This window comes from Kitasatospora putterlickiae (assembly GCF_039527695.1).
GTDB lineage: Bacteria > Actinomycetota > Actinomycetes > Streptomycetales > Streptomycetaceae > Kitasatospora > Kitasatospora putterlickiae.
Map to the genome: position 1 here is coordinate 31,882 of NZ_BAAAKJ010000010.1, position 6,783 is coordinate 38,664.

The window sequence follows — 6,783 nt, forward strand, 5'->3', positions numbered from 1 at the left end:
CTCCGGCCTGCATCAGGCTGCCTGATGCAGGCCGGCTGTCCCGCCCTTGGCGGGGGTGGTCAGCCGCGCGGCGTCGATCGCCTTGTCGGAGCAGGGAGATGCGTCGCCGCCGAGGACGGAGTCGCCGAGAAGGGGTCCGGATGACACCGGCCTTGGACGAAGCCGCGGCTCGGCTCGGTCACCGACCCTCACCCGAGCGGCGTTCCGCCGCATCCCGCTTGCGTCGACTCGCCGACCCCGCCGCAGGCCCGTTACGGATGGAGACACACCAACGGAAGGTTCGCGACGCCCGCACGGGGGAGACCCGGTGCCAGACCGCCGTGGTTCTCGGAACGCGCGGTCACCGACCCGCCCTCGGGCCCGCTCCGGGACCTCGTCCAGCCCCCCTTTCAGGGCCACCGCGGAGGCTCGACCGGTGCGGGCCGGAGTCCGGCGGCATCGGCTCGAAGTCCGCCTGGCATCCTGGCCGCATGGATGCCGACGCCCTGACTCCGGTCCACCTCGACGCGGTGATGGACGGGTTGGCGATGAATTCCGCCCTGCCGAAATCCATGATCCGGCGACTGTTCGCATGGCAGCGGAGCCACGGGAAGGTGGCGAGGCGTCCGGACCTGACCGAGGACATGATCGCCGAGATCATGGCGATCGACGACCCCTGGCTCCTGCACGGCCTGGCGCTCAACGACCGCCTGCCGGGCCGGTTCCGCATCCGGCTGGCCGCCCACCGGGACAGCGGGGTGCGGTCCGCGCTCGTCGGTCACGCCGCGACCGCGCCGAGGGAGCTGCTGGAGCGGCTCATCGACGATCCGGACTCACAGGTCCGCGAACGCCTGGCCCAGGGCCGTCACACGCCGCCCGACCTCCGGGCCCGCCTCGCCGCCGACTCCGATCCCGGGGTCCGCGCCGCGCTCGCGAAGCACTGGACACAGGCACCGGAAGAGATCCGCCGGACCCTGCTGACCGATCCCGAGGCCGAGGTCCGCGCCGCGGCCTGCTCCACCTACTTCGCGCGTCTTCCGCATCCGGTACCGCCCGCGGACCTGCTGCCGGCGCTGTTGTCGGACCCTGTGACGCGGGCGGGCGCGGTGATTCACGCCGTTCTCGACACGGACACGCTCCAGCGGCTCGCCGACGACCCGGACAGCGACGTGCGCGCCGAACTCGCCCGGCATCCCGGCTTGCCGCCGGCGGTCCGCGCGGTCCTCGCGGTCGATCCGGCCTTGAGTGTCCGGGTGAAGGTCTTCGCCCGGCCTGACACGCCGGAGCACATGCGGGCACGGATCCACGCCTCGGTCCATGAACTCGCGGGCTCGATGGCCGATCCGGGCCCCGGCGCCGACGACGAGACGGTCCTGCGGTGGCATCAGGATTCCTTCGCACCCGCGGAGCTGCGAACCCTGCGCCTGCCCTGGGTCACGGCCGATCCGCTGCCGCACATCGACTCGCCCTATGTCGCCTTCCGGGCCTCCGCGGCCGCCGGCAGCGCCCTTCCCGCCGACGCGGTGGCCCGTCTGCTCGCCGACGAGGAGGAGATCGTCCGCCTCACCATGGCCCACACCGCCCCGCACCTGGTCGATCCTGAGACCGCCGAGAGCATCGAGCGCGGCCACCACCCCCGGCGGGACAAGTTCACGTTCTGGTGGGACAGGGCGGAGGTCCTGACGTTCCCGCCGGCGACCCTGAACCGCTTCGCGACCGCCCCCGAGCCCCGGCTCCGGTCCCTCGCGCCCCGCAATCCGGATCTGCCCCCGGAACTCGCCGAGAAGCTGGCCTCCGACCCCGAATGGCGCGTCCGCCACGCGATCGCGGCCCACCGCAACCTCCCGCGCCCATCCCTGCGCCGACTCATCGCCGACTCCTCGGAGCGCGTCGCGGAGGCCGCCGGCGCCTCGCCGTTCCTTCCCGTCGCGTGCATGGAGCGACTGCTGGCCCGGGCGGGCCTGTAGTCGTCGAGTCGACCCGCACGACCACACCGGCGGCATGTCAGGCGGCTGCCGGCGCGTGCTCGTCCTCACACGCCGTCGGGTTCTGCCCGGCGCGGGCGGGTCTCGTACATCCGCACCGCCACGACCACTCCCGCTACGGCGGTCAGGGCGGCGACGGTCCAGATGGCGGTGGTCACCCCGTACGCGTCGGCGAGGGCGCCGGCGAGGAGGGCGCCGACGGCGAAGCCGCCGTCGCGCCAGAGGCGGTAGACGCCGACGGCGCGGGCGCGCCACGCGGGGTGGGCGACGTCGCCGATGACCGCGAGCAGGGTCGGGTAGACGAGCGCGGTGCCGGCGCCGAGCAGGACCTGGGCGAGTGCCCACACCGGGAACGTCGTCCCGGCCGCGACCAGCCCGATCGCGACGGCCTGCACCAGCATGCCCGCAGTGATCAGGTGCTTGCGGCCGATCCGGTCGGACCACCAGCCGGTCAGGATCTGGCCCAGCCCCCAGACCGCCGGGTAGAGGGCGGCGAGCAGGCCGATCCGGGCGACCGACAGGCCGTGGGCCGCGAACAGCAGCGGGAAGACACCCCAGGCGAGCGCGTCGTTCAGGTTGTTGACCATGCCCGCCCAGCTGGCCGAGGACAGGGCCCGGTCGGTGAGGCTGGTGGTGCGGGCGACCTGGCCGGTGGTCAGCGCTCCGTGGTGGCCGGGGTTGGCGGGGGCGGGGTGGAGGGCGGCCTCGGCGCGGGCGTGTTCGCGGGTCTCGCGCACGGCGAGCACGGAGAGGCCGAGGCCGAGGGCGGCGTACGCGATGCCGAGCAGGAACGGCTGCGGGCGCAGTCCCCAGTGCGCGGCGATGGCGCCGGTGCCCATCGCGGTGGCGGCGACGGCGAGGTAGCCGGCGGCCTCGTTGAAGCCCATGGCCAGGCCCCGGCGGGCGGGTCCGACCAGATCGATCTTCATGATGACGGTGGTCGACCAGGTCAGGCCCTGGTTGACGCCGAGCAGGACGTTCGCGAACACCACCCAGCCCCAGGTCGGCGCCCAGATGAGCAGCAGCGGGACCGGGAGGGCGAGCAGCCAGCCCGCGACCAGCACCGGCTTGCGGCCGTACTGGTCGGAGAGGGCGCCGGCGAAGAAGTTGGTGACGGCCTTGGTCGCGCCGAACGCCACGATGTAGGTCAGCGCGGCCGTGTAGGCGGAGAGGTGAAAGGTGCGGTCGGCGAGCAGGGGCAGGACGGTGCGTTCCTGGCCGAGCATGCCGCCGACCAGGGCGTTGACCGCGACCAGGAGGGCGAACTGGGCGAGGTTGGCGCGCAGCCCGAGCCGGACGGCGGAGGGGCGGGTGGACGTGGTGAGGGGTGCGGTGGCGGTCACGCGCCGTCCTCCAGAATGGGCGGGATCCGGGTGAATGGTCGGGTGACAGGCCCACCCGCGTTCTTCTACAATATTCCATGGATTAATGGAGGATGCTTTGGGAGACCCCACCCGCAAGGCCGCGCTGTTCAACGCGCTGGCCACCACCGGCAAGGCGCTGTCCAACGGCAAGCGGCTGGAGCTGCTGGACCTGCTCGCCCAGGGCGAGCGCAGCGTCGACGCCCTCGCCAAGGCCGCCGGGCTCGGGCTGACCACCGCCTCGGCCCACCTGCAGACCCTCAAGCAGGCCGGGCTGGTGGTCACCCGCCGCGACGGCGTGCGCGTCCACTACCGCCTCGCCGGGGACGACGTTGCCGCGCTGTACGCACAGCTCCAGCAGGTCGCGCTGGCCCACCTGGTGGCCACCGGGCAGGCCCGCGCCGCCTACCTCGGGCCGCCGGACACCGACCACCTCACCCGGGAGGAGCTGCTGGCGCGGGTGAAGGCCGGCACCGCCACCGTCATCGACGTGCGGCCCGCCGAGGAGTACGCGGCCGGGCACATCCCCGGCGCCCTCTCCGTCCCGCTCGACCGGCTGGAGGCCCGGCTCGCCGAGCTGTCCCCCGGGGCGGAGGTCGTCGCGTACTGCCGGGGCGCCAACTGCGTGCTCGCCCACGACGCCGTCCGGCTGCTGGCCGCGCGCGGCCGGAGCGCGAAGCGGCTCGCCGACGGCATGCTTGAGTGGCGCCTGGCGGCCCTGCCGGTCGAGGCGGGTGCCGCGTGAGCGCCGCGAACGCCTCCGGCGCCGGGGAGGTCGGCGAGGCCGGGGAGGCGGGAGCGGTGGTCGTGGACGGCAGCGGCATGCTCTGCGTCACCCTGCTGCTGCATCTGCGCAAGCGCATCGCCGGCCACCCCGCCGGAACGACGGTGCACATCGTCAGCACCGATCCGGCGGCTCCGCTCGACCTGCCGGCCTGGTGCCACCTCACCGGCCACGCGTACCTCGGCCCGGTGTCCGACCCGGAGGGGCGTGACGTCTACGCGCTGCGGCTCGCGGCGGACCCGACGCCGACCCGGCCCGACGCCCCCTGGCATCCGGCCGTCGGCTGACCGGACCGGCCCGATGGCGTGCATGTTGGTTCCTGTTCGATATTGTTTGGTCATGTGGTTGAAGGGAAGCCCCATGAGAGGGAGCACGTCATGCCCGCGACGGTGACCGACCCGGCCGGGCCGGCCGACACGACGACCAGGACCGTGACCGAACTCGCGGACGGCCGAGAGCTGATCTATTACGACCGGGGCACGCCGCCCGCCGGCCGGACGGTCGCCGACCGGCGGCCGCTGGACGCCGCCGTGCCCTCCTCCGAGGTGCGGCTCGACCCGCTGACCGGCGCCTGGGTGACCATCGCCGCCCACCGGCAGGCCCGCACCTACCACCCGCCGGCCGACGAGTGCCCGCTCTGCCCCAGCCGCGACGGCCGGCTCAGCGAGATCCCGGCGGCCGACTACCAGGTCGCCGTCTTCGAGAACCGCTTCCCCTCGCTCGCGGGCGAGCCCGGCACCCACCCCGTACCGGTCTCCACCGACGGCGACCCGGTGCTCAGCCGCCGCCCCGGCGTCGGCCGGTGCGAGGTGGTCTGCTTCACCGCCGACCACGACGCCTCCTTCGCGGACCTGGACGAGGACCGCGCCCGGCTGGTGCTCGACGCCTGGACCGACCGCACCGCCGCGCTCTCCGCCCGGCCCGGAGTCCAGCAGGTGTACTGCTTCGAGAACCGCGGCGCCGAGATCGGCGTCACCCTCGCCCACCCGCACGGCCAGATCTACGCGCTGCCGTTCACCACCCCGCGCACCGCGCGGATGCTCGACCAGGCCGCCCGCCACCGCGCCGCCACCGGCCGCAACCTCTTCGAGGACCTGCTCGCCGCCGAACGGGCCTCCTCGCGCGTGGTCCTCGCGGGGGAGCACTGGACCGCCTTCGTGCCCTTCGCCGCCCGCTGGCCCTACGAGGTCCACCTCCACCCGAACCGCCGCGTCCCCGACCTCACCCGCCTCACCGAGGCCGAGCGTGCCGAGTTCGCCCGGATCTACCTCGACCTGCTGCGCCGGTTCGACAACCTCTTCACCGACCCGGCCGACGGGGGCCGCCGCGTCCGCGCGCCCTACATCGCCGCCTGGCACCAGGCGCCCGTCGGCCAGGAGGACGAATTCGCCCTCCACCTGCAGCTGTTCACCGTCCGGCGGACGGCCGACAAGCTCAAGTACCTGGCCGGAACCGAGTCCGGGATGGAGGCGTTCATGAACGACGTCGCCCCGGAGGACGCCGCCCGCCGCCTGCGCGAGGTCGCGCCCACCGCGCGCACCGTGCCTACCTCGCCCGCCACGCCCACCTCGCCCACCTCGCCCGCTGACGGAGGACCGCAGGGATGACCACGACCGGCACCGCTCCCGCCGACACCTTCGAAGAGCTCTACGGCCACGCCCCCGAGGGCGTCTGGGCGGCCCCCGGCCGGGTCAACCTGATCGGCGAACACACCGACTACAACGACGGGTTCGTGCTGCCGATCGCGATCCCGCAGGCCGTACGCGCGTACGTCCGCCGCCGCGCCGACGGCGTGCTGCGGCTCTCCTCGACCCGGGTGCCCGGCGCGGCCGTCGAACTGGACGTCGCCGGGCTCGCCCCGGGCGGCGTGGCCGGCTGGGCCGCGTACCCCGCCGCCGTCGTCTGGACGCTGCGCCAGGCCGGGCACCAGGTGGGCGGCGCGGACGTGCTGCTCGACAGCGACGTGCCCGGCGGCGCGGGCCTCTCCTCCTCCGCCGCGCTGGAGTGCGCCGTCGCCACCGCCTACAACGACCTGTACGAACTCGGCCTGGAAGCCGCCGAGTTGGCCCTGGTCGCGCAGCGCGCCGAGAACGAGTTCGTCGGCGTGCCCTGCGGGATCATGGACCAGATGGCCTCGATGGTCTGCCGCGCCGGGGCCGCCCTGCACCTGGACGCGCGCGACCTCTCCATGCGGCACGTGCCGCTCGACCTGGCGGGCGCGGGCCTGACCCTGCTGGTCCTCGACACCCGGGTGCAGCACGACCTCGCCGACGGCGCCTACGCCGCGCTGCGGGCCGGCTGCGAACGGGCCGCCGCCCTGCTCGGACTGTCCGCCCTGCGCGACCTGGGGTCCGCCGAGCTGCCCGCCGCCTACGCGAAACTGCCCGCCGATCTGGTCCCGCTGGTGCGGCACGTGGTGACCGAGAACGAGCGGGTCGAGCAGGCCGTCGGCGAGCTGGAGCGGCACGGTCCCGCCGCGCTCGGCCCGATCCTCACCGCCGGCCACGCCTCGCTGCGCGACGACTACCGGACCTCCTGCCCGGAGACCGACCTCGCGGCCGACACCGCCGTCGCCGCCGGGGCCCTCGGCGCGCGGATGACCGGTGGTGGCTTCGGCGGCTCGGTCATCGCGCTGACGGAGACGGCGAAGGCGCGGGCGGTGGCCGACGCGGGG

Annotated in this window: 6 protein-coding genes; 5 read left to right on the top strand and 1 reads right to left on the bottom strand. The window is 74.4% G+C overall.

Annotation, left to right across the window (positions count from 1 at the left end; translation table 11 throughout):
• The first annotated feature begins 152 nt into the window (after window positions 1–152).
• On the top strand, window positions 153–1,946 hold the full coding sequence (locus ABD308_RS01030; RefSeq protein WP_344323574.1) for a hypothetical protein: 1,794 nt from the start codon (window positions 153–155) through the stop codon (window positions 1,944–1,946).
• Window positions 1,947–2,011: 65 nt separating this feature from the next.
• Here the strand turns inward: ABD308_RS01030 and ABD308_RS01035 are convergent, their stop codons facing one another.
• Window positions 2,012–3,307 (bottom strand): MFS transporter, encoded by a 1,296-nt coding sequence (locus ABD308_RS01035; RefSeq protein ID WP_344323588.1) that lies wholly within the window; start codon window positions 3,305–3,307, stop codon window positions 2,012–2,014.
• A 97-nt stretch (window positions 3,308–3,404) separates the two neighbouring features.
• On the opposite strand from ABD308_RS01035, the gene ABD308_RS01040 reads away from it, so the two are divergent.
• From ABD308_RS01040 to galK, 4 genes are all read left to right on the top strand, one after another.
• Window positions 3,405–4,070 carry an ArsR/SmtB family transcription factor gene (locus ABD308_RS01040; RefSeq protein ID WP_344323619.1) on the top strand — a complete coding sequence of 222 codons (666 nt, stop codon included), beginning with the start codon at window positions 3,405–3,407 and terminating at the stop codon, window positions 4,068–4,070.
• Complete coding sequence (locus ABD308_RS01045) at window positions 4,067–4,396, top strand: sulfurtransferase TusA family protein (protein ID WP_344323631.1); 330 nt, start codon at window positions 4,067–4,069, stop codon at window positions 4,394–4,396. The genes ABD308_RS01040 and ABD308_RS01045 overlap by 4 nt, the downstream gene beginning before the upstream one ends.
• A gap of 90 nt (window positions 4,397–4,486) precedes the next feature.
• Window positions 4,487–5,716, top strand: coding sequence for a galactose-1-phosphate uridylyltransferase (gene galT / locus ABD308_RS01050; RefSeq protein WP_344323642.1), 1,230 nt, complete (start codon window positions 4,487–4,489; stop codon window positions 5,714–5,716).
• Window positions 5,713–6,783, top strand: a 1,071-nt coding sequence (gene galK / locus ABD308_RS01055) for a galactokinase (RefSeq protein WP_344323661.1), incomplete at its 3' end; no start/stop codon positions are given. The genes galT and galK, both read left to right, overlap by 4 nt.

Excerpts from the sequence above, each read along its gene's own strand:
- galT (WP_344323642.1), top strand. The coding sequence starts at position 4,487 with ATGCCCGCGACGGTGACCGACCCGGCCGGGCCGGCCGACACGACGACC.